This is a genomic window from Mitsuaria sp. MSU3D (assembly GCF_056867975.1).
Window position 1 is genome coordinate 871881 of sequence record NZ_CP200314.1, and the last position, 20269, is coordinate 892149.

The 20269-nt window shown below is 68.0% G+C and carries 22 protein-coding genes and 1 tRNA gene; 21 read left to right on the top strand and 2 right to left on the bottom strand.

The window, feature by feature from the left end:
* The first annotated feature begins 142 nt into the window (after nt 1-142).
* The 19 genes from AC1VNM_RS03990 (at nt 143) to AC1VNM_RS04080 (ending at nt 14521) form a co-directional block, all read left to right on the top strand.
* Nucleotides 143-1558 carry a P22 phage major capsid protein family protein gene (locus AC1VNM_RS03990; RefSeq protein ID WP_483105948.1) on the top strand — a complete coding sequence of 472 codons (1416 nt, stop codon included), beginning with the start codon at nt 143-145 and terminating at the stop codon, nt 1556-1558.
* An 83-nt stretch (nt 1559-1641) separates the two neighbouring features.
* Nucleotides 1642-2028, top strand: coding sequence for a hypothetical protein (locus AC1VNM_RS03995; protein ID WP_483105949.1), 387 nt, complete (start codon nt 1642-1644; stop codon nt 2026-2028).
* Between the two features lie 7 nt (nt 2029-2035).
* Nucleotides 2036-2518 (top strand): packaged DNA stabilization gp4 family protein, encoded by a 483-nt coding sequence (locus AC1VNM_RS04000; protein WP_483105950.1) that lies wholly within the window; start codon nt 2036-2038, stop codon nt 2516-2518.
* Between the two features lie 2 nt (nt 2519-2520).
* Entirely contained in the window at nt 2521-2970 is a 450-nt protein-coding gene (locus AC1VNM_RS04005) for a hypothetical protein (protein ID WP_483105951.1), read from the top strand.
* A gap of 12 nt (nt 2971-2982) precedes the next feature.
* Nucleotides 2983-3288, top strand: a complete 306-nt coding sequence (locus tag AC1VNM_RS04010) for a hypothetical protein (RefSeq protein WP_483105952.1) — start codon at nt 2983-2985, stop codon at nt 3286-3288.
* A gap of 1 nt (nt 3289) precedes the next feature.
* Nucleotides 3290-3745: a hypothetical protein gene (locus AC1VNM_RS04015; RefSeq protein ID WP_483105953.1), complete on the top strand. Its 456-nt coding sequence runs from the start codon at nt 3290-3292 to the stop codon at nt 3743-3745.
* Between the two features lie 4 nt (nt 3746-3749).
* Entirely contained in the window at nt 3750-5168 is a 1419-nt protein-coding gene (locus AC1VNM_RS04020) for a packaged DNA stabilization protein (RefSeq protein WP_483105954.1), read from the top strand.
* Complete coding sequence (locus tag AC1VNM_RS04025; protein WP_483105955.1) at nt 5161-5529, top strand: hypothetical protein; 369 nt, start codon at nt 5161-5163, stop codon at nt 5527-5529. The genes AC1VNM_RS04020 and AC1VNM_RS04025 overlap by 8 nt, the downstream gene beginning before the upstream one ends.
* A complete protein-coding gene (locus AC1VNM_RS04030) occupies nt 5526-5867 on the top strand; it encodes a hypothetical protein (RefSeq protein ID WP_483105956.1) in 342 nt (113 codons plus the stop codon). The genes AC1VNM_RS04025 and AC1VNM_RS04030 overlap by 4 nt, the downstream gene beginning before the upstream one ends.
* A gap of 103 nt (nt 5868-5970) precedes the next feature.
* Nucleotides 5971-6426 carry a hypothetical protein gene (locus tag AC1VNM_RS04035; RefSeq protein ID WP_483105957.1) on the top strand — a complete coding sequence of 152 codons (456 nt, stop codon included), beginning with the start codon at nt 5971-5973 and terminating at the stop codon, nt 6424-6426.
* On the top strand, nt 6423-7052 hold the full coding sequence (locus tag AC1VNM_RS04040) for a hypothetical protein (protein ID WP_483105958.1): 630 nt from the start codon (nt 6423-6425) through the stop codon (nt 7050-7052). The genes AC1VNM_RS04035 and AC1VNM_RS04040 overlap by 4 nt, the downstream gene beginning before the upstream one ends.
* A 1-nt stretch (nt 7053) precedes the next feature.
* Nucleotides 7054-8529 carry a hypothetical protein gene (locus tag AC1VNM_RS04045; protein ID WP_483105959.1) on the top strand — a complete coding sequence of 492 codons (1476 nt, stop codon included), beginning with the start codon at nt 7054-7056 and terminating at the stop codon, nt 8527-8529.
* A 3-nt stretch (nt 8530-8532) separates the two neighbouring features.
* The gene (locus AC1VNM_RS04050) at nt 8533-10623 is read left to right on the top strand and encodes a hypothetical protein (RefSeq protein WP_483105960.1); all 2091 of its coding nucleotides are present in this window, start codon (nt 8533-8535) and stop codon (nt 10621-10623) included.
* Nucleotides 10624-10633: 10 nt separating this feature from the next.
* Nucleotides 10634-12673, top strand: a complete 2040-nt coding sequence (locus tag AC1VNM_RS04055; RefSeq protein ID WP_483105961.1) for a hypothetical protein — start codon at nt 10634-10636, stop codon at nt 12671-12673.
* 24 nt (nt 12674-12697) lie between these two features.
* Complete coding sequence (locus AC1VNM_RS04060; RefSeq protein WP_483105962.1) at nt 12698-12895, top strand: hypothetical protein; 198 nt, start codon at nt 12698-12700, stop codon at nt 12893-12895.
* A gap of 10 nt (nt 12896-12905) precedes the next feature.
* Nucleotides 12906-13301 carry a hypothetical protein gene (locus AC1VNM_RS04065; RefSeq protein WP_483105963.1) on the top strand — a complete coding sequence of 132 codons (396 nt, stop codon included), beginning with the start codon at nt 12906-12908 and terminating at the stop codon, nt 13299-13301.
* Nucleotides 13288-13611 carry a hypothetical protein gene (locus AC1VNM_RS04070; protein WP_483105964.1) on the top strand — a complete coding sequence of 108 codons (324 nt, stop codon included), beginning with the start codon at nt 13288-13290 and terminating at the stop codon, nt 13609-13611. Before AC1VNM_RS04065 ends, AC1VNM_RS04070 begins: the two co-directional genes overlap by 14 nt.
* A complete protein-coding gene (locus AC1VNM_RS04075; protein ID WP_483105965.1) occupies nt 13608-14093 on the top strand; it encodes a TIGR02594 family protein in 486 nt (161 codons plus the stop codon). Before AC1VNM_RS04070 ends, AC1VNM_RS04075 begins: the two co-directional genes overlap by 4 nt.
* Nucleotides 14090-14521, top strand: coding sequence for a hypothetical protein (locus AC1VNM_RS04080; protein ID WP_483105966.1), 432 nt, complete (start codon nt 14090-14092; stop codon nt 14519-14521). Before AC1VNM_RS04075 ends, AC1VNM_RS04080 begins: the two co-directional genes overlap by 4 nt.
* A 61-nt stretch (nt 14522-14582) precedes the next feature.
* On the opposite strand, the gene AC1VNM_RS04085 is transcribed toward AC1VNM_RS04080, so the two are convergent.
* Together AC1VNM_RS04085 and AC1VNM_RS04090 are read right to left on the bottom strand one after the other, a co-directional pair.
* A tRNA-Arg gene (locus tag AC1VNM_RS04085) sits at nt 14583-14659 on the bottom strand.
* Between the two features lie 171 nt (nt 14660-14830).
* Nucleotides 14831-16816: an OPT family oligopeptide transporter gene (locus AC1VNM_RS04090; RefSeq protein WP_377155696.1), complete on the bottom strand. Its 1986-nt coding sequence runs from the start codon at nt 16814-16816 to the stop codon at nt 14831-14833.
* Between the two features lie 393 nt (nt 16817-17209).
* On the opposite strand from AC1VNM_RS04090, the gene AC1VNM_RS04095 reads away from it, so the two are divergent.
* The gene (locus AC1VNM_RS04095; protein WP_483105967.1) at nt 17210-18658 is read left to right on the top strand and encodes a putative bifunctional diguanylate cyclase/phosphodiesterase; all 1449 of its coding nucleotides are present in this window, start codon (nt 17210-17212) and stop codon (nt 18656-18658) included.
* A 3-nt stretch (nt 18659-18661) separates the two neighbouring features.
* Nucleotides 18662-20143: a hypothetical protein gene (locus AC1VNM_RS04100; RefSeq protein WP_483105968.1), complete on the top strand. Its 1482-nt coding sequence runs from the start codon at nt 18662-18664 to the stop codon at nt 20141-20143.
* Nucleotides 20144-20269 lie beyond the last annotated feature (126 nt).

The window sequence follows — 20269 nt, forward strand, 5'->3', positions numbered from 1 at the left end:
TGCCCGCGGGGCGGCGCCCCTCACAGCGCCAGGTCTCGCCCACCCAATGGGCAGCGATAGAGGCCCCCATCCGGCCCCGAGCGGATGAGTCAAGCGAATGCGGCGCGAGCCGCGCTCTCAACTCATCCCATCGGAGATCACCGTGATCAAGACTCCCTCTCGCCTCAAGGCCACCATGCTGGGCCTCGTCGGTCTGGTCAGCTCGTCGCTGACCACCGCTCTCCTGAACCGCGCCCAGGCATCCGGCTTGGTGCTCGGTGTCACTGCCTTCAACAAGCAGGAGACGGTGCGCTTCGACCAGCTGCTGGCCGGCTTCGACGACATGCTCGTCGTGGGTCGCAACGTCAGCACCTACCAGGCCGACCCGGTCATCCTGGAGCGCTCGCAGGGCACGCTGATCTGGCGCCCGGTGCCGTACGTCAGCGTGTCCGTCGACGGCCCTGCCGGCACCAGCATCGCCGCCAGCTTCTCGGACGTGACGCAGCTGGCCGTGCCGATCGGCCTGGGCTACGACAAGACCGTCCCCTGGCAGATGACGAGCAACGACCTGAACGATCCGCAGCAGCGCGATCGCAAGATGACCAGCGCGTTCCAGCGCCTGGCCACCGACATCAACGTCGCCTGCGCCAACGTGGCATGCCTGCAGGGCACGCTCATCGTGAAACGTACCGCCGCCGCATCCGGCTACGACGATCTCTCGCTCGCCGACGCGCTGATGATCGAGCAGGGCCTCGTGGGCGATGAGTCGCGTCGCGTGGCGGTGCTGCACGCTCGCGACTACAACGCCGCCGCCGGCCAGCTGGCCAAGCCACAGACCTCGGCCAACGCGAAGGTCAACACCGCCTACGAGAAGGCGTACATCGGCCCGGTCAGCGGCTTCGAGACCTACAAGGCCGACTACACCTACCGCCTGACGGCTGCTGCTGGTGTGACGGTGACGGTCAACGGCGCAGGCCAGCGCTACGTGCCGAAGGCCACCAGCACCGCCGGCACCGGCGAGACCGGCAACGTCGACAACCGGTACCAGAACCTGATCGTGGCCGTGACCAGCGGCACCATCAAGGTCGGCGACAAGTTCACGATCGCCGGCGTGAACGCGGTGCACCACATCAGCAAGGCCGACACCGGCCAGCTGAAGACCTTCACGGTCACCGGCATCATCAGCGGCGGTGGCGGCTCGGGCACGATCCAGATCAGCCCGCCGATCATCTCCGCCGACTCCGCGCCGACCGCCCCCGAGCTGGAATACAAGAACGTGACGGCCGCCCCGGCCAACGGCGCGGCCATCACCTGGCTGAACACCGCCGCCAGCAACGTCGCACCGTTCTTCGATCAGCGCGCGATCGAGCTGCTGCCGGGCCGCAACGGCATCGACGAGGGTCTGGCTGCCGCGGGCGCAGGCTACATGCGCGGCACCACCGAGCTGGGCGTGGAGATCACGCTCTATAAGTTCTTCGACATCAACTCGAAGGTCTACAAGTACCGGTGCGACACGCGCTTCGGGGTCGGCATGACCAACCCCGAAATGTGCGGCGTGATCCTGTTCAACCAGACCTGATCACGTTCTCCTCCCGGCGCTCGCCGGGTTGCATTCGGGCCGCCGTGGCGCGGCCCGCCTTCTTCCCCAGACAGGACACCACCATGGACAAGTTCCCCCTGATGCTTTACCGCTTCCCCGGCTCGGAGCCGGTCCACGGCGCCAACTTCGCGACGCTCATCGTCAACGACGAGGACGAGCTCGCCGACGCGCAGACCATCGGCTGGTCCGAGACCACGACCGAGGCCATCGAGCAGCACCACGCTGAGAAGGCCCGTCAAGCCGCAGCGCTCGCAAGCCCTCCGGTGCCGCCGGCGACGACGGCTGCGGTGACCACCGCCCCGGCTACCGCTCGCCCCGCGACCGGCAAGCCCAGCCGCGACGAGCTGGAGAAGCAGGCCAAGGAACACGGCGTCGACTTCGATCACACCGTCAGCAACAAGAAGCTGGCGGAGCTGATCGCGGCGAAGCGCGGCGACCAGGCGGCGTGAGGCTGCCATGGGATGGACCAAGCGTCAGATCGTCGACCAGGCCTACGCCGAGATGGCACTGGCCGGGTACGAGTTCGACATCACGCCCGAGGAGCAGCAGCAGGGTGTGATCCGACTCGACGCGATGCTGGCGGACTGGGACATCCAGCTGGGCTATGCGTTCGCGGACAACCCGGACGACGCTGACCCTGATCAGCAGTCGGGTCTGCAGCCCAAGGCGATCAAGGCCGCCTACCTCGGGCTCGCGATCGAGCTGGCCGCTGGCTTGGGCAAGACGCTGCCAGCCGACACGAAGCGGCAGTTCCGCGAGAGCAAGGGTCGGCTGCTCATCGGCTCGGCCTTCCCTCAGCAGCAACAGCTCCCCAGCACGCTGCCGCGCGGCGCCGGAAATCGACGCTACGTCTCGACCGAGTTGCCGTTCTTCCCAGGCCCCAACACCGGCCCGCTGCGAACCACGAGCGGCGGTGACCTGGACGTCCTCCCGGAGTGACCATGACCATCTACGCGCTCAACCAGGGATTGCCGAGCTCGGCCTCGCAGATCCCGTTCAACGATCCTTCTCAGGGACAGGACCGGCGCGCATCGCTCTCGCAGATCGCGACGGTGCTGCAGTCGCTCCTGACTGACGGCGGCGACTTAATCTCGCAGTACGCGGCGCCGACCTCCACCGGCTTCTCCGTCACCGTGAGCCCGCCGACCGACGGGGCCAGCATGTTCCTGCTGCTGTCTCAGGGTGGCGCCTACGCGGCGGGGACCGTCGTGCTCCCCCCGGCCGTCGATGGCCAGCAGGTGCTCGTGCATAGCCGCCAGGCGGTCACGACGCTGACCGTCACGCCGCAGGCAGGCGACAGCGTCAGTGGTGCGCCGGCGGCGCTCACGGCGGCCAGCTTCTTCCGCCTGCGCTACGACCAACCCAACAAGCTCTGGTGCCGCATCGGCTGAAGGAGACGCATCGTGACCATCAAGGCCCCATTTCAGCCGGTCTACGGCAGCAACCAGGTGCTGGCGCCGGCGGCCGGCTCGGCGACCGTGGCGATCGACGTCCAGAAGAACAACCGGCAGGTCCGCCTGACCAACACCGGCACCAACAAGTGCTATGTGCGGATCGGCGAGTCCACGCTCGGAGCTGCCACCACGGCGGACCTGTGCATCCCGCCGGGGATGTCGACGACGGTGTCGAAGTCGTCCCAGCACACGCATCTGAGCCACATCTCCGCCGCCGGCACCACGCTGGAGGTGATCCTGGGCGAGGGGTGGTGAGATGGATGCGGGCTTCGGCATCCAACTGACGCCTGCCCAGCTGCAGGCGATGCTGCTGTCCAACGCCGCTCCGGATCCGGAGGCGGTAGCAGGCCTTGCAGGTGCAGGCACGACCGCCTCGCGCGACGATCATCAGCACCCGCGGCTCACGAGCGTCACCGCGCACGTCACCGACGCCAACGGCGAGTTCACGGTGGTCTTCACGCGCAGCTTCGCGGCGACGCCCGGTATCGGCTGCACCTACGTCGAGTCGGCGGACAACCAACCGCTGCTCTTCAAGGTGAAGTCCTGGACCATGAGCGGCCCCGACGTCATCGGCTGCGTGATCAAGGCCTATCGCGCCCAGACGATCCCCCAGAACCTGGCCACGTTGCTGCTGGGCGGCATCTTCAACATCTTCGGCGCCTCCGCCGCCGGCGTGACCTGCAGCTGCATCGCCGTGGCGCGCTCGAGCTGATCTCATGCAGATCCCGATCCTCAACGGCATCTACGCAGATCCGGTCGCGGACTTCCGCACCAGCTATCCGCGAAACTTGCTCCCGGTGCCCAAGCAGACGGGGATCAGCAGCGGCTTCCTGCGGCCCGCCGATGGCATCGCCGCACTGACTGCCGGCCCGGGCGTCGACCGCGGAGGCTGGCGGTGGAACGACACGCTCTATCGCGTGATGGGATCGAAGTTGGTGTCCCAGGACGCGGGCGGCGCTATCACTGTTCTTGGAGACGTGGGAATCGGCGGCCAGGTCACCATGGACAACGGCTTCGACCGCCTTGTGATCTGGTCCGGCGGCCGGCAGTACTACTGGAATGGCGCCACGCTTTCGCAGGTCACCGACGCGGACCTGGGCACCGTGATCGATGGCTGCTGGATCGCCGGCTACTACGCCAGCACCGACGGCACGAGCATCATCGTCACGGAGCTGAACGACCCGATGTCGGTCAATCCGTTGAAGTACGGCTCAAGCGAGGCCGACCCGGACCCCATCAGGGGCGTGCTTGAGCTGCGCAACGAGCTCATCGCCATGAACCGCTACACCGGCGAGGTATTCCAGAACGTGGGCGGCGACAACTTCCCGTTTCGACGCATTGATGGCGCCCAGATCCTGCGCGGCGCGATCGGCACTCACACCTTCACGACCTTTGCAGAGACGGTCGCGTTCATGGGGAGCGGCAAGAAAGAGGCCCCGTCGGTGTACCTCATGACCGCCGGCAGCACGCAGAAGATTGCCACGGCCGAAATCGATCGGATCCTGCTCGAATTCTCCGAGGAGGAGCTGGCAGCGTCCGTCGTGGAGTCCAAGGTCGATAAGGGGCACAACGAGCTACTGATCCACCTGCCGGACCGAACGCTCGTCTACGACCTGGCCGCGACGCAGGCTCTCGGCGAGCCGGCCTGGTCCACGCGCGACAGCGCAGCGCCGGGCGCCCGGCCGGCAACCTATCGGGCTCGCAACCTGGTGTGGTGCTATGACCGCTGGTGTGTGGGCGACCCGACGTCGACAGCCACCGGCTACCTCGTGCAGAACACGATGCGCCACTACGGTCAGAAGGTTGGCTGGGAGTTCGGGACGATGGTCCTGTTCAACGAGGGCCGCGGCGCGATCGTGCGCACGCTGGAGTTGATCGGCACTCCAGGCAGGCCCGGGGTCGATCTGGACATCGCCGGTGACCCCACGATCTGGCATTCCTACAGCGTCGATGGCGAGACCTGGAGCCAGGAGCGACCCATCTCGGCAGGTGGGCGCGGCGTCCGGCTCAAGCGTCTCCAGTGGCGCCGCTGCGGGAAGATGCGCAACTACCGGATGGAGCGTTTCCGGGGCACGAGCGACGCTCGGCTGTCGCTGGCGCGCCTGGAAGCCGACATCGAGGCACTGTATGGCTGACATGCCCGACATCCGAACTCAGGCGCTATCGCGAGATGAGATCGTCAAGATCACCGGCACGCCGCGCGGCATCAAGTTCATGGAGAACCTCGGGCAGGACGTTTCCATCACGCTGCCCGAGGCCACGCAGGCTGCGGCACAGGCTGCTGAGGCTGCTCAGGCCGCCGCCGAAGCAGCGCAACTCGCCGCCGAAGCTGCTCAGGCCGCCGCCGTCGCGGCCCAGTCTGCTGTGAATAGCCTCGCCGCGCTGATCGACCAGCTTGGACTCGATGCGCTCCCCGCAGCACTTTCGTCGATCGATGGCCAGCTGCACGCGGCGCTGCAGCGCGTCTCAGCCCTCGAAGAAGGACCACCCCGATGAGCAGCACCGCTACCGTTCTGATCGCCGGCGTATTCGCGCCCGCGTCCGCCGCCGCCCTTTACACATCGCCGCCCGGTGGGAAGGGGACCTGGATCGATGCCGCGACCGGCACCAACGACAACGCGGGCGCGCAAACGCTCACGCTGTATCGAGTGCCCTTAGGCGAAGCCGCCACCGCGGACAACCTGGTTGCGAAAGCGAAGTCGATCGCGATCGGCGCCACTGACCTGCTGCCGGAGCTGCGTGGCAAGTTTCTCAAGCCGGGCGATAGCATCTGGGCCGCCTCCAGCGCCGCGAGCGCCATCGCGCTGGACGTCGTCGGTCGCGAGTTGACCTGATCCGCGCACCCGCGCCTACAATCCGCGCACCCGACCGGCGCAATGCCGGCCCGCTGAGACCGTAGAGCAGCCAGCAGCTCACCACCCCGCAAGGGAGCGAGTGATGCTGGCAGCAGCTCCGGTCCAAGAATCCGCCGCGGTCGCGGCCACCCCAGCGGCGCCCACGCGCGCGCAGATCGAGCGCCTGCAGCACGCCATGGCGCAGCTGCCGCAGTCTGAGCTGCCACTCGATCACACCTTCGGACCGGGCTTCTACGTCCGCACCATTCGGATCCCCGCCGGGACCGTGCTGGTGGGGAGGGTCCACAAGACCGAGCACGTGTTTTTCCTCTCGGAGGGGATCCTCGAGGTGGCGACGGAGGACGGCGTCGAGCGCCTGCAGGCGCCGGTGCAGTTCGTGGCCCGCGCTGGCATGAAGCGAGTGGGTGTGGCCATCACCGACGTCGTGTGCTCGAACCTGCACATCACTGCCGAACAAGACCTGGTACAGCTGGAAGCGGACCTCACGGAGCCCGAATCGTTCGAGCTCGAGCAGCAGGTCGTCGAGGTGCTCGCATGAGCTGGGGCGTCGTCGCCGTGGCCGGCGCCACCTTGGTCGGTGGCATCGTCTCCTCGGACGCTCAGCGCAAGGCAGGAAACAAGGCCGCCGACGCCCAGTCCGCGGCATCGGAAGCCGGCATAGCCGAGCAGCAGCGCCAGTTCGATGCGATCCAGAAGCTGCTGGCGCCATACGCGCAGGCGGGCACCGGGGCGCTGACGGCGCAGCAGAACCTGGTCGGCCTGAACGGCAACGCTGCGCAGCAGTCCGCCATCACGGCGCTACAAAACTCGCCCGCGTTCCAGGCGCAGCTGCAGCAAGGCGAGAACTCGATCCTGCAGAACGCATCTGCCACCGGCGGCCTGCGTGGCGGCAACACGCAGGCCGCGCTGGCGCAGTTCAGCCCGGCGCTGCTGGCGCAGACCATCAACGACCAGTACTCGCGCCTCGGCGGCCTGACCAGCGTGGGTCAGAACGCCGCTGCCATGACCGGCAACGCAGGCATGCAGACCGGCAACTCGATCGCGCAGCTCCTCCAACAGCAGGGCGCTGCGCAGGCGGGCGCGTACCTGAGCCAAGGCAAGGCGACCTCGGGCCTCGCCAACTCCTTCGTCAACGCGGCCGGCCTGATCGGCGGGAAGTTCTGACATGGCACTCGGACCCATCGACTACTCGCTGGACGTGCAGAGCCCGTTCCAGGCCGCCCTGCAGGGCTACCAGGCAGGTCAGGCCATCCAGGACCGGCAGATCCAGCGCCAGCAGCAGGAGGCCGCGCTTGCACAGCAGCAGCGCCAGCAGCAACTCCTCGCCGGCCTGGCTGCCAAGCAGAGCGCCACGGCGGACGACTACGCCTCCGTCATGACGCAGCTGCCCCAGTTCTCGGAGCAGCTGCAGAAGGCGTGGACGACGAAGAGCGCGGCGCAGCAGCAGGCCGCCGCCGGCGACATGGTGCGCTGGGGGGCGGCGCTCAAGAACAACCGTGCCGACCTGGTCGCCGACGAGCTCACGAAGCGCGCGGAGTCGATCGAGGCGCAAGCCGGTGGCGGCAACGCCAGCCAACCTACGCCCGAATCGCAGGCGCTCCGCACGCAGGCCCAGCTTGTGCGCGATCACCCGCAGTTCGCGCTCGGCCAGTACCAGGCGCTGCTGGCGGTGAACCCCAACGGCAAGGACGCCGCGGAAGCGCTGGCCAAGTTCGGCGGCGAGCAGCGCGCGCAGGAACTGCAGCCCTCCGCCGTGGCCAAGGCCGGTGCAGAAGCGGCGAAGGCCGGCAGCGAGGCGACGACCGCCGCGGTCACTGCCGACTTCGCGCGCCCCGAGGCCCAGGCGAGCCTGGACCAGAAGGCGGCGCAGCTCGGTCTGACGAAGGCCCAGGTCCGCGATGTCAACTCGCAGATCAGCAACCGCTCCGGCCAGCTCGGACTGGATCGCCAGAAGCTGGATCTGGAGACGCAGAAGTTCCTGTTCGACAAGCAACAGAAGCTGCAGGACATCGGTCAGGATGGTCGTGCGCTGGTGAACAAGTCGGCAGTCGAAGCTGGAGCTGCCAAGCTGGCCGCCGACCGTGCCAATGACTTGGCCAACCGCATCGACCAGATTGACCAGAAGGGCGGTGCCTACGGCAGCTTGTCCGAATGGCTTGCCAAGCAGACCGGCAACCAGGATGCGGTGACCCAACTCCGTCAGGAGTACGCACGACTGCGCAATTCCGGCCTGAAGGAATATCTGCCGCCCGGCCCGTCGACCGACAAGGACGTGGCGCTCGCGCTCGAAGGATTCCCGCCGGCGACCGCGAACCCGGCCACGCTGAAGTCGTTCTTGACCGGGATGGCCAAGCTCAACGACATCAACGCCGCAGTGGAGAACGCCAAGGCGGACTTCGCGGCGAACAACAAGGGCCTGTTGCGGCGCGCGGGCAGCGACTTCTCCGCCGGCGGCGTGCCGGTGAAGGCGGGTGAGGACTGGACCAGCGTCAGCAAGCGCGTGGCCGCCGAGGCGGCGAAGAGCTACCGTCCCGCGCTGGCGCCCGGCGCAGCGCCCGCTGAGCCTGGCGCGTCCATCCGCCCGCCGGCGCCGCCTCCGGCCGGGCGCCCCCCGCTCAGCTCTTTCGACGCGGGGACCTGAGTCATGGCCTTCGACGTCGACGGCGCGCGCAAGGCCGGCTACTCGGACGCGGAGATCGCGGACCACCTGGCCAAGGCGCAGGGCTTCAACCTGGCCGGCGCGAAGCAGTCGGGCTACAGCGATGCCGACGTGATCTCGCATCTGGCCGCGCGCGTCGCGCCGGCGAAGGCGGCCGCGCCCAGCGTGCTGGACCGCATCGTCGGCGCCGGCGAGGCCGCGCTCAGCTCCGTCACGGGCGCCACCGGCGGCTTGCTGGGCAGCATCGGGGGCGCCCTCGGCGGGGGCGCGGCCGCGCTGGTGAGCGGCGACGCCTACCAGGCGCCGGGGACTGATCCCGCGCTCGTGGCAGAGGCTCAGCGACGCATGTCGGAGGCCGTCTCCGGCGGCGCGCAGGCGCTGACCTATGCGCCGCGCACGGAGCAGGGGCAGGAGCAGGCACAGTCCGTCGGCGATGCGTTGCAGCAGCTTGTGCCCGCCGCTCCGGTGCTGCAGTCGCTCGCGGTACCGGGCGCGGCCGCGCGTACAGGCGCTCCGCTGCGCACCACCGCGCGCGCCGCCGCTGAGGGAACCGCGCGAGACATCGCTGGCGTCGCTGGTCCAGCAGCAGGCGAGGCCGCGGCCGGATTGACCTCGCGCTCGATCGACGCTGGCGCGACGGCCGCACGCGCAACCGGTACCGCGCTCTCCGACGCTGCGAAGAAGGCGACCTCGCTGCCGCGCCGCGCCGTCGCAGCGATCCGCGGCGGCGACAGCCAGACCCCGACGCCGGGCACGCTCGGCAGCGCGGGTGCCGCCGGTACCGACATTGCCGCCCAGCGCATCGCGACGGCGGAGAACCTCGGCTTCACCGGCGACTCCGCGCTGACCACAGGCCAGGCAACGCGCGACGCTGCACAGCTCAAGTTCGAAGTCGAGACGGCCAAGCTGCCCGAGCAAGGTGCGCCGCTGCGCGCGCGCCAAGTCGCGCAGAACGACCAGATCCTGCGCAACTTCGACAACTGGGTCGACCAGACCGGCGCAGAGGCTCCGGGGCTGCGCGCAGTGGGCCAGGCGGTGGACAAGGCCTTGGTCGAGCAGTCGCGCCGCGACAAGGCGCAGATCCGTACGCTCTACCGGAACGCCGAACGCGCCGGCGAGCTCGAGGCTCCCGTCTCGCTCGACAGCGTCGTGGCCCACCTCAACGACGCTGCGCCGGATGCCGCGACGGCGCCCCTGCTGGATGTGGCGCGTCGCCGCGCGATCCAGTTGGGCGTGGCCGTGGAGGAGGGCGGCCAGCTCACGCCGCAGCCGGTACCGCTCAGGATCGCTGAGACGTTCCGCCAGGCCGTCGGCCGAGCGACCGACTACGAGCCCACCAATGTGCGGCAGTCCACGATCATCAAGGGTCTGATCGACGAATCGACCGATGGTCTGGGCGGCAACCTCTACCGCGAAGCGCGCGCGGCGCGCCGACGCTTCTCGCAGAACTTCGAGGACCGCGGCGCCATCGCGAAGCTGCTGGAGACCAAGCGGGGCACGTCCGACCGCCGCGTGGCTCTGGAGGATGTCTTCGGACAGACCATGCTGCAGGGCAGCCTGGACGACATCCGCAATGTCCGGCGCGTGCTGCAGCGCGGCGGCGAGACGGGCTCTCAGGCCTGGCGCGAGCTGCAGGGTCAAACCGTGCGCCACATCCGCGACGAGGCGTTCGGCAATACCGCGACGGACGGATCCGGCAACCGCGTCGTGTCGGCGGCCAAGCTGGACAAGACGATCCGCGAGCTCGATGCCGACGGCAAGCTGGACTTCATCGTCGGCAAGCAAGGTGCGCAGCAGCTGCGAGACATCCGCGACCTGGCGCAGTACGCGCGCACGGTTCCGCCCGAGTCGGCGATCAACCACTCCAACACTGCCGCGACGCTGCTCAGCGCGTTCGGAGACGCTGGCCTGATCGGCGCGACCGGGCTGCCGGTGCCCGTCGTGAGCATCGCCCGGGAAGTCTCCAAGCGCATCCAGGACGCAAAGCTGAGGCGCCGAATCACCGACGCGCTCACCGCCGTCGAGCGCCGCCAACGAGCACAGCCTTCCGAGCGGTCCGCCGCGACCACCTTCTGAGGACACGACGATGCTCGCCACCGTTACCCCTTTTCCGCTCTACCTGGACGTTCGCGGCGACCCTCTGGATGGCGGGAAGATCTATTTCGGAGCCGCCAACGACAACCCGGAAACGGCGCAGGTAGCCGTCTATTGGGATCCCGCGGGCACGCAGCCGGCGGCCCAGCCGCTGCGCACGATGAACGGGTACATCGCTCGCGCCGGCACGCCGGCGAACGTCTATCTCGATGGCGACTACTCCATCAGCGTGAAGTCGCGCCGCGGTGAGCTCGTCTACTACTGCGCCAGCGCGGCAACGATCAGCAGTGCGATCCAGCTGCAGCAGCAGATCAACGATCTCAAGGACACGTCGAGCGCGCTACTCGGGGCCGGCCTGATCGGCTTCAACGGCACGAAGAACTACGCGGTGAACACGATCGGCTGGGCCGATCGGCTCAACCCCGTGAAGCCGGAGTGGTGGACCGCGACGGGTTCGACGGATGCGCAGGCCCTGCAGGCCGCCATCAACTACGCGTGCAGCGCGCGGCGCACGGTTCAGCTCAACGATTTCTACAGCACCGCCGTCACGTTGACGATGCCGACGGGAACCGATGGCTGTCTGATCTTCGGCGCCACTCGCAGCTCTGGGATTCGCTACACCGGAACGACCGGCGCACTGCTTTCTGCGACCAGCTCGCGCGGATTCAGCCTGGACAACATGACGCTGGTCGGCCCGGGCAGCTCCGTGGTCACCACCGGGGTCATGACTCGCAGTTCGGTGGCGACCGTGGGTGTCTTCTACTGCGCCTTCACCCGGCTGACCTTCGAGGGCTTCCAGACCGGGATGGACATCGAAGGCGTGTGCGAATCGGTCTTCAGCGACATCAAGATGGGCTTGGCCAAGAGTGGCCGGTTCATCGGCACGGACCAGGAGGCAACGCCCATCATCGGGCTGCACATCGGCACGACGGTGCTGGCCAACCAGTTCCGCAACCTGACGATCTTCGCGCGCCAGCGCTGCGTGGAGCAGGTCACCGGCGCGCTGCTGGTGGAAGGGCTGAAGTTCAACGGCTGCACCTTCGACCTGGCCTACAACACCGGCAACAACGCCAACCAGGCCTGCCTGCACTGGGAGTCCGGCCAGGACATCACCTTCACCGCGGACTGTTGGTTCACCAACTCGCAGAAGTACGGCACGGCCACCGGATACCTCGACAAGCTGATCGACGTCCAGCACACGAAGGGCGCGATCAACGCGGTCCTCGAGGCCTTCGTCATCGAGGGCTGCGTGATGCTGGGCAACGGCATCGAGGTGGTGGCCGACGGCTCGGTGAACCAGAGCATCCGCATCGTCGGGAACATCCTCACGATCTACGTCGACCTGAACAACATCAAGGCCAGCAACTTCTCGCAGGGCTTCCAGTTCAACGACAACCTGATCAAGGTGATCGGCACCGACGACGGCGGCGGCAAGTACAACATCACCAACCCGGTTTGCCGCTTCACCAACCTCACCCACGGCCAGATCAAGGGCAACCGGATCCTGGGCAACCAGCGCGCGATGAACATCGTGCAGAACGGCTACTTCATCGTCGATGCCTGCAACGACCTGGACGTCGACAACAACGACTTCCCCGTCCAGGACTCGCTGCCGCCGGGCTCGGAAATCATCGTCACCGGCACCTACTCGGATGTGGTCGTGCGCGGCGACCAGCAGACCCAGGGCCGCGTCTTCAGCACGACGATCGCCGACGGCACCTACAACGCGGGCAACACCATCGCCAGCGTCAACACGCGCCTGAGCAAGCCGCGGCTGGCTGTCGTTGAGTTCTATGTCGACCTGGCCACGGTGAACAACTCGCCCGCCGGCGACATGTACTTCCGCATCGCCGGCATCGTCGCCGCCTCGGAGCAGTTCCAGCGCGTCGCGAGCATCGGCTCGCAGACGATCCGGATCACCGTGACGGGCCTCGTCTCCGGCGTCGTGACGCTGACCTCCCACCAGAACCTGCAGCTGGTGGTGAGCGTATCGACGTCCACCTACCGCCACTTCAAGGTCACGATCGTCTGACCGCCCATCCCACTGGAGCCACGAATGACCACCAAGGTGACCATCACCCACGACGACCCCGCCAGCAGTGACGAGCTCCTGATCACGCAGGGGCGCGGTCATCCGGATGTGCGACTTCGCAGGGGCGAGTCGGCCGAGTTCTTCGTCCACGCCATGAACCGGCTGACGATCTCGGAGGTCCCGCCCGAGGTCGCCGAACAGCCCGTCGATCATGGGGAATGAGGTCCGCACGATGGCCGAACTCACCACCTCGCCGGCGGCGGCCGTAGCCTCGGGCGCCACGTCGGCAGCGATCGCTGCGGGCATGCCGCCGCAGGACGTGATCCTCTGGGCTGTGATGGGCGCGCTCGTCGCGGTCTGGCTCGACCGGCAGAAGGGCGAGCCTTTGTCCTGGGCCTGGGTGTGGCGCGCGATCGGGATGATCTGCGTGAGCGTCCTGTCCGGCATCGCAGCCTCCGCCGGCATCGCAGCCATGTCAGAGGTGCCGATCGTTGCCTACGTCGCCAAGGCGCCGCGGTGGGTGCTGGCCTTCACCGTCGCGGCGCTCATCCACAAGGTCGGACCACCCGCATACAGGTTGGCCGTTGGGAGATACCTGACGAAGGAGGTGCCCGATGTGGCTCCTTGACCTGATCGGATTCATCTGCGCGCTGGTGCTGGTGCTGACGGCGCTGCGCATCCTCGAAGGCGGGCATCGCTTCGAGATCTCCATCCGCAGTGCGGTGGCGCTCTTGCTGGGCGCCGGCGGCGCCTGGTCGATGGCCGTGGCCGTCACCGGGTACCTGCACCCGGCCCACGTCGTCGTGCTGATCGGCTGCGCCGCTTGGATCGGCTGGGCCGTCTACCGGCACCGCGCCGCCCCTCTGCATCACCCCGGTCGACGCAAGACCGACTTCGGCGAGCTGGACTCGCTGGCTTCACGAGGACCGAAACGATGACCGAACCCTCTTGGCTGCGCGCCGCGCGCGCGAACATCGGCGAGCGCGAGACGCTCGGCCCCAACGATTCGCCGTTCATCCGGCAGATCCTGGACCGCTTCAAGGCGTCGTGGCTCAAGGGCCAGCCGTGGTGCGGCGGCGCGATGGCCTACTGGATGAGCAGCTCCGGCGTGGCCATCCCGAAGGATTGGTACCGGGCCAAGGCGTGGCTGGACTGGGGCGTGTCGCAGCGCTTCCCGACCGTCGGCAGCGTCGTCGTCTTCGAGCGTGTCGGCGGCGGCCACGTGGGGATCGTCGTGGGCGTCGATCGCGTGAACCGCATCCTGGTCCTCGGCGGCAACCAAGGCGACGCCGTCAAGATCTCGCCGTTCGACAAGGAGCGCGTGTCGGGCTACCGCTGGCCGGCCGACTCGAACGAGCTTCCGCCTTCGGCCATTCCGATCTACGCGACGGCCGAGGCCAGCTCAAGGAACGAGGCGTGAGCCTGCCGGCCCGCATCCTGGCGCTGCTGCTGGCGCTGCTGGCGGCGTTCGCCACCGGCTGGGGCATGGCGGTCAGAAAGGCTGCGCGCGACGCGCTGCAGACCCAGCTGCAGCAGTCCGAGGCAAACCGAGAGGCCGAGCGCCTGGCGGCCCGCAACATGACGAGGATCAGCGATGCACTCACCCAGGATCGCCTGCGCAGCGAGCGCGCTGCAACTGATGCTGCTGGCCGGCTGCGCCAGCTCGCCGCAACCGCTCCAGCCTCAGCGGCCTCCTGCGCCAACGGAGATGCTGGTCCCGGCCCCGCCGTCTGGGTGCTTCGTCGAGAGGATCGAGAGGATCTTGTCGCGGTTGCCAGGGACGCCGACGCCGTCAGCGACCGGCTGCGAGCCTGCCAGCAGGAGCTGAGCGCGAGCGCGCCGAGTTAGACGCTGTCAAACTTTTTGGCCTCGGCGGATGATTCCGGGCGACGTAAGTGCTTGATCTGCATGGCCTGCCCGGAGGGACTCGAACCCCCGACCTGCTGCTTAGAAGGCAGCTGCTCTATCCAGTTGAGCTACGGGCAGACTGAAATCGGTAGACCGACGGCCCGCGTCCAGAAATGACTTCGGGCCCTTCGGAAAGCGTTCCCACGCCTGCCGAAGGGCCCGAATTGTGCCATGCGATGCGCCGTTACCGGCGCCCGTGGAATGGTTCGATATCGATCTTTGTCCGATCGACTGTCGATAAGCTCAAACTCAGATCAGCACGTTGACGATCGCGTTGCCGATGCCCATCAGCGCCGCGCCCGAGATCAGGCCCGCGCAGATCGGCTCGCAGCCGTCGACCCAGCGCTTCCAGCCCTTGGTGCCCGGCGTCTTGTAGAGCTTGCCCATGACGAAGAACATCATGGCGCCGACCCACATCGCGAAGGTCGACTCCGGCGGCAGCACCACGCCCAGGCCGATCGCCACCGACGACAGCGGGAACTTGCCCTTGGTCGCCATCTTGATCACCTCGATCACCACCGCGCAGATCGCCGCGATCGCCATCGTGATCAGCGCCGACGCCGGCAGGCTGTGCAGGCCGTTGGCGATGATCTCCGCCACGCCGCGCCATTGCACCGCGGCCGGCATCGAGAACTGGTCCGAGATGATCGTCGCCGTCGTGCGCACGCCCTCGGCGTTCTTCGGCACGAACAGCAGGAAGAACAGCGGCACGCAGAACAGCACGCCCGCCACCACGCCGATGATGTGACCGATCGCCTGGTGGCGCGGCTTGCCGCCCAGCATGTAGCCCGGCTTGATGTCGCTCAGCAGGTTGGCCGCGTTCGACGCGATCTCGGCGGTCATCCCCGCCGGCACCAGGTTGGACGCCGGGTTGGAGCGGTCGATCGCGCCCATCGTGAACTGCGTGATCTTGGACAGCGCGCCCGTGGGCGTCCACGAGGTCAGCGCCATCGAGTTCGTGCAGATCACCGTCAGCACGAAGATCAGCGGCAGCGAGATCAGCGCCATCAGGAAGGGCACGCCGAAGAACGCGTGCGAGGTCCACGCCGCCAGCACGCCGAAGACCGGCACGCCGACATACGAGATCCACAGCGGCACCTCGATGTGGTTCAGCAGGTCGCTGCCTTCGCTCTGGCCCGCGGGCTTCTTCTTGAAGACCTTGAACACCGCCAGGAACAGGTCGGGCTTGGCCAGCAGCGTCGTCAGCGAGCCCGCGACCATCATCGCCACGCCCCACCACATCGACCACTGGTTGACGATCTCCACGCGCGAGATCGGGATCAGCGCGCCCGTCGGGCCCACGCGCTGCACGATGTCGCCGGCCTGGATCATGATCGGGGCCAACACCACGAAGTTGACGAAGGCGCCCAGCAGGCAGCTCGTCGCCACCGCGATGCCCATCAGGCCGCCCACGCCCAGCATCGCCGCGTCCAGCGTCAGGCGCAGGCCCAGCGCGCGGATGTCGGTGCCCAGGATCTTCGGGATCCAGATCTCGGCCTTGGCCGCCAGGCCGTAGTAGTACTGGTCCAGTCGCTCGTGGAAGGTCCAGGGTTCGGTCATGCCGGCCCACTGGTCCATGCGCAGGATCTTGAACTGCAGCAGCTTCATCCAGCCGTCGCTCACCACGGCCTGGTACAGCGCGGCGCCGCCGGCGACCTTGGCCAGCAGCTTGGCCTTGTACATGCCTTCGCCGCCCTCGCCGGTGTACAGCGAGTCCAGCACCACGCCGCAGGCGCGGCCTTCAGGGAAGGGGAGCTGGTCCTCGTTGATGAAGCGCCGCTTCATCGGGAAGGCCACCAGCACGCCCAGGATCGCGATCACGACCATCCAGACCATCATCTGCCACCACGGCACGATGTGGTCCACCACCAGCATGTACGCCGCCAGCGACGAGAACAGCGGCGACACCACGTAGCCCGCGGCCGTCGCGATCGACTGGGTGCAGTTGTTCTCGAGGATCGTGTAGTCCGAGGCCCAGCCCAGCGTCGCGAAGATGCGGAACATCGCGAAGGCCAGGATCACCGAGGTCAGCCCCACGCCGACGCTGATGCCGGTCTTGCCGCCGATGTACAGCGAGGTCGCCGCCAGGATGCCGCCCAGCATGAAGCCGGTGAAGCCGGAGCGCAGCGAGAGCTGCGCCATGTCGCCGCGAAAGACGTTCTTGAACCACCACTCGTCCTTCTGCGCGCGCGACCAGGTCTGCACCTGCTCGTCGGTCAAATGCTGTAGCGCCATGCTGTGCTCGATCTTTCCGGGTTCGTTCCCGTTGCCCCGCCCGCCTCCCGGCTCGTGACCAGGAGAACAGGAAAAAGGCGCTGTTTTGAAACAAAAAAACAGCGCGCATTGTCTCTGCCTGACATCGTGCTGACAGGTCCGTGCGCATGGGGTTTCCACCTATCGGTGCTTGCCCATCGCGCCTATCGCCCCTGCGGGTGGGGTGTCGCGCGAACGCCGCGCCGCGCCGGCCCCTCTCGCGCGCAAGGCCCGGCCCCCGCCGAGTTCGTCACGCCCTCCGGTCGCCGCTGGTCAGACCTGCCCCCGCATTCCGGTGCTGAGATCGCACGGAAGCGCATTCAGCGCCTAGCATGCGTACTTCCCCCGCCGATTCCGGAGCCGTTGTTGACGCTGATGTGGGTTCTCCTGGGCGTCCTGCTGGGCGTCGCGCTGACCTTGGCCCTGCTGATGGCGGTCCAGGGCCGGCTCGGTCGTGCCCGTCGCCGGCGCCAGCGGGACCGCCTCACGGGCCTGCTGCTGGCGCGCCGCTTCGAGGATGAGTTCGCCGCGATGCTCGAGGGCCTCCAACGCCGCGAAGGGCAGGGCTGCCTGCTGTACATCGGACTGGACGGCTTCCGCCTCGTCAACGACGAGCACGGGAAGGAGTTCGGCGACCACCTGCTGGTCCGCACCGCCGAGCGCCTGCGGCAGATCGGCGGCAAGAGGGCCCTGGTCGGACGGCTCGCGGGGGATGAGTTCGCCCTCTGGAGCGAGGTGTCACCGTCGCAGACCGATGCACTGGTGCGCCAGGTGCTCGAAAGCCTGGGCCAACCCGTGGTGATCGGCACGACGCCGCTGCGCACGGGACTGTCGGTGGGCGTGGCGATGTCGCCCGAGCACGGCAGCTCGATCCGGCTGATCCGGCGCGCGCAGACGGCGATGCGCTCGGTGAAACGCCTCGGGGGCAATGGCCATGCGTTCTTCGACGCGGTGCAGGAAGAGGAACTCCGCGAGGAGTTGACGATGGCGCGCGAGCTGCGCGAGTCGATCAAGAACAAGGAACTCGAGCTGGTCTATCAGCCGAAGATGGACGCGAAGACGATGCAGGTCACCGCGGTGGAGGCGCTGCTGCGCTGGCGGCATCCGACGCTGGGCATGGTGAGCCCGTCGCGCTTCATCCCGATCGCCGAGCGCTACGGCGTGATCGACGCGATCGGCGACTGGGTCGCCGATACCGCGCTGACCCAGGCCGCGCGCTGGCGCGAGATGGGCCTGCGGATGCGCGTGGCGATCAACGTGTCGGGTTACCAGATGCGCTCGGACGACTTCATCCTCCGGCTCGAGAAGGGCCTCAAGAAGCACCGTCTGCGGCCCGAGCGCTTCACCTGCGAGATCACCGAATCCGTCGCGATGGAACACGCCACCGTCACCGGGCGCGCGTTCAAGCGGCTGGGCGCGCTGGGCGTGCATGTGTCCATCGACGACTTCGGCACGGGGTACTCGAGCCTGGCCGCGCTGCGCCAGTTGCCGGCGCAGGAGCTCAAGATCGACAGCAGCTTCGTCGCCGACGTGGCGACCAGCGTCGAGGCGCAGGCCATCGTGCGCGCCGTCATCGAGATGGCACGGGTGCTGCACCTGAAAGTCGTGGCCGAGGGCGTGGAGACGCCGGCGCAACGCGACCAGCTGGTCGCGATGGGCTGCGACGAGCTGCAGGGCTTCCTGTTCGCGAAGCCGATGTCGGCCTTCGCGATCGAGGTGCTGGCCTCGGATTCGGGCAAGGCCGCGAGCGGTCACACCGAGGGCTTCCGGCCGTCGATCTTCGTCGAGACCGCGGCGGTGCCGCTGGACGTGGCGAGACGCTGAACCATGGCCGACGACACCCATCGCCAACTGCAATGGGTCGTCGATGATTTCGGTCAGGTCGTGGGCGTGCAGCAGCGCGCGTTGATGCCGCTCTCCGCGCCGACCGCCAACGCGCTCGAGTCCGAGGTGTCGACCGGAACACTGCTGACGCCGCCGAACGTCGTGGCCGGCGCCTTCGAGATGCCGTTGATCTCCGGTCCGTCCGCGCCGCCGCCGACGTTCTGGCCGAAGAAGCGCAACCTCGGGCTCTTCACGACAGCCGCCGCCGCGGTGACCGCGCTGACCGGCGGCGCGACCAAGACCAACGACACCGCCGATCCCTACATCGGCAACACCGCGGCCAGCGCCTATCCGGCCAACATGGGCACGAGCCCGCTCATCACCCTGGGCTCGGGCGGCGCCGTCACGGCGATCCCGAGCGCGGTGCCGCTGACCGCGCTCAACCTGACGGGCTGCAACGTCTACCTCGCCTTCAAGGTGCTGCCGGGCGGCGCGTCCGGCCCGGGCAGCATCACGGCGGGCGTGCGTCTCTACACCGGCGGGACGGTCAACGCGAGCGGCGGGAACTACCTGCAATGCACGCGTGTGAACTGGAACGCCACGCTCGAATGGCAGGTGCTGGGATTTGCGATCGAGGACTTCGTGGCCGTGGGCGCCGCCCAGCTGAGCGACATCACGGCGATCACGCATGCGGGCGCGCGACTCGGCGGTGTCACCGTCAGCACGCAGATCGCGCTGGGCGGGCTGTTCATCTGTCCCAAACAGCTGGGCCGTGCCGCCGCGGTGATCGCCTTCGACGACTGCCGGGCCGACACCTGGACCGACGCCTCGTTCGAGATGGCCAGGCGTGGCTTCCCGGGCTCGCTGTTCCCGGGCGCGGTCGCCGCGATGCTGCGCGCGGGTCCGGACCAGTTCCAGATGAGCGTCGCGCAGATGCAGAAGCTCTGCCGGCTGCACGGCTGGCAGGTCGCGTCCCAGGCCTGGTCGACGGAGAACCCCTCGTTCGGCGGCAGCCAGGCGATGTCCGAGATGGCGTCGCAACGCGCCTTGTGGGTGGCGCTGGGGCTCAACGGGGGAGGGATGGGCTCCTACTTCTCCAACAACTCGCCCAACGCGCTGGACTGGAAGGCGGCGCGCAGGACCAACTTTCCGATGGGGATGCGCGGGTTCAACGTCGGTGCCAGCGGCTCCATCACCGCCAAGGCCGTGCTGCCGGAGACCTTCCCGATCGCCGATCCGAACTACGTGACGGCGTTGGGCATCGACCTGAACGTCAACACCGGCGCCGACTTGATCAACTTCGCGAGCTATGCGGCGGCCAGCCGGGGGCTGGCCATCTTCGTCTTCCACGTGATCCCGGCGGGCAACGCGGCGCAGTTCGCGAAGTTCACGGGTCTGCTGGACTACCTGGACAGCCGCCGCGACGCGATCGAGGTCTGTACCTACGAGCGCGCGATCCAGCAGGGGTATTCGTATCCGCTTTGACGGGGACCGAGCGCCCGCCGGGCATGCCGGTACCCCCGTCCGCTCAATCTCCTCCTCGCCGCTCGGAATTCGCTCCCGGGGGTACCGGCATGCCCGGCTCCGTGCACGATCGTCAGGGCGTTCGTC

Bases quoted from the DNA above. Each gene is read 5' to 3' on its own strand.
- AC1VNM_RS04070 (WP_483105964.1), top strand. From the start codon at position 13,288: ATGTGGCTCCTTGACCTGATCGGATTCATCTGCGCGCTGGTGCTGGTG.
- AC1VNM_RS04015 (WP_483105953.1), top strand. From the start codon at position 3,290: ATGGATGCGGGCTTCGGCATCCAACTGACGCCTGCCCAGCTGCAGGCG.
- AC1VNM_RS04025 (WP_483105955.1), top strand. From the start codon at position 5,161: ATGGCTGACATGCCCGACATCCGAACTCAGGCGCTATCGCGAGATGAG.
- AC1VNM_RS04040 (WP_483105958.1), top strand. From the start codon at position 6,423: ATGAGCTGGGGCGTCGTCGCCGTGGCCGGCGCCACCTTGGTCGGTGGC.
- AC1VNM_RS04065 (WP_483105963.1), top strand. From the start codon at position 12,906: ATGGCCGAACTCACCACCTCGCCGGCGGCGGCCGTAGCCTCGGGCGCC.
- AC1VNM_RS04055 (WP_483105961.1), top strand. From the start codon at position 10,634: ATGCTCGCCACCGTTACCCCTTTTCCGCTCTACCTGGACGTTCGCGGC.
- AC1VNM_RS04035 (WP_483105957.1), top strand. From the start codon at position 5,971: ATGCTGGCAGCAGCTCCGGTCCAAGAATCCGCCGCGGTCGCGGCCACC.
- AC1VNM_RS04075 (WP_483105965.1), top strand. From the start codon at position 13,608: ATGACCGAACCCTCTTGGCTGCGCGCCGCGCGCGCGAACATCGGCGAG.
- AC1VNM_RS04020 (WP_483105954.1), top strand. From the start codon at position 3,750: ATGCAGATCCCGATCCTCAACGGCATCTACGCAGATCCGGTCGCGGAC.
- AC1VNM_RS04060 (WP_483105962.1), top strand. From the start codon at position 12,698: ATGACCACCAAGGTGACCATCACCCACGACGACCCCGCCAGCAGTGAC.
- AC1VNM_RS04030 (WP_483105956.1), top strand. From the start codon at position 5,526: ATGAGCAGCACCGCTACCGTTCTGATCGCCGGCGTATTCGCGCCCGCG.
- AC1VNM_RS04100 (WP_483105968.1), top strand. From the start codon at position 18,662: ATGGCCGACGACACCCATCGCCAACTGCAATGGGTCGTCGATGATTTC.
- AC1VNM_RS04005 (WP_483105951.1), top strand. From the start codon at position 2,521: ATGACCATCTACGCGCTCAACCAGGGATTGCCGAGCTCGGCCTCGCAG.
- AC1VNM_RS04090 (WP_377155696.1), bottom strand. From the start codon at position 16,816: ATGGCGCTACAGCATTTGACCGACGAGCAGGTGCAGACCTGGTCGCGC.
- AC1VNM_RS03995 (WP_483105949.1), top strand. From the start codon at position 1,642: ATGGACAAGTTCCCCCTGATGCTTTACCGCTTCCCCGGCTCGGAGCCG.
- AC1VNM_RS04045 (WP_483105959.1), top strand. From the start codon at position 7,054: ATGGCACTCGGACCCATCGACTACTCGCTGGACGTGCAGAGCCCGTTC.
- AC1VNM_RS04095 (WP_483105967.1), top strand. From the start codon at position 17,210: ATGTGGGTTCTCCTGGGCGTCCTGCTGGGCGTCGCGCTGACCTTGGCC.
- AC1VNM_RS04050 (WP_483105960.1), top strand. From the start codon at position 8,533: ATGGCCTTCGACGTCGACGGCGCGCGCAAGGCCGGCTACTCGGACGCG.
- AC1VNM_RS04000 (WP_483105950.1), top strand. From the start codon at position 2,036: ATGGGATGGACCAAGCGTCAGATCGTCGACCAGGCCTACGCCGAGATG.